Origin of the sequence: Erwinia sp. V71 (assembly GCF_965644245.1) — a bacterium.
In the GTDB taxonomy this organism is placed as follows: domain Bacteria; phylum Pseudomonadota; class Gammaproteobacteria; order Enterobacterales; family Enterobacteriaceae; genus Erwinia.
Window position 1 is genome coordinate 1 of record NZ_CBFFRK010000282.1, and the last position, 588, is coordinate 588.

Consider the following 588-nt stretch of genomic DNA (forward strand, 5'->3'; position numbering starts at 1 on the left):
CAGGATAGCTTATCGGTAGCTAACCGTCCCTCCATCCACATGACCAAGCGTTGCACTTATTATCTGAATTCGCGAATCCCAGTGCGGGCGACACTTTGGTCATGGCGATGCCGATAATACTCAGCACGTAGCCGTCAACATAAGAACCGCCACCGGAACGCACGGTGAGCAGTTTATGGAAACGGTTAAGCGGTACATCTTCAACTGATAGTGTATTTGACATAATAACTCCTGTCTTTCCCGTGGATTTGATAGAGAGAAAGAATTAAATCAACAGATTGTCGTCAGCATGTTCGCAGGCGAATGCTGATGGCAAAGGTTGAATAACACTTTTCCCTGTTATCATTACCCGGTTGTAGGGTAGAGATTTAAAAAGCCAGTTTAATTATTCAGTTATTACTGGTTTTCATTTTTCGGCTGCCATCACACTGGCGACCTTATTATCGATATTTAATCATTACTGCAGAACAACGTTATTTATACGGCCGCGAATTCAGATAATAAGTGCAATGCTCGGACATGATTGTGGAGAGTGTAGGAGGAAGGGTTAACTACCGATAAGTTATCCCGTTTTTCCTACCACAGATG

1 protein-coding gene is annotated in these 588 nt (G+C 43.4%); it reads right to left on the reverse strand.

Features of this window, described 5'->3' with window-relative positions:
• Nucleotides 1–19: 19 nt before the first annotated feature.
• The gene (locus ACSZO1_RS22675) at nt 20–223 is read right to left on the reverse strand and encodes a hypothetical protein (protein ID WP_437616661.1); all 204 of its coding nucleotides are present in this window, start codon (nt 221–223) and stop codon (nt 20–22) included.
• Nucleotides 224–588 lie beyond the last annotated feature (365 nt).

Bases quoted from the DNA above. Each gene is read 5' to 3' on its own strand.
- ACSZO1_RS22675 (WP_437616661.1), bottom strand. From the start codon at position 223: ATGTCAAATACACTATCAGTTGAAGATGTACCGCTTAACCGTTTCCAT.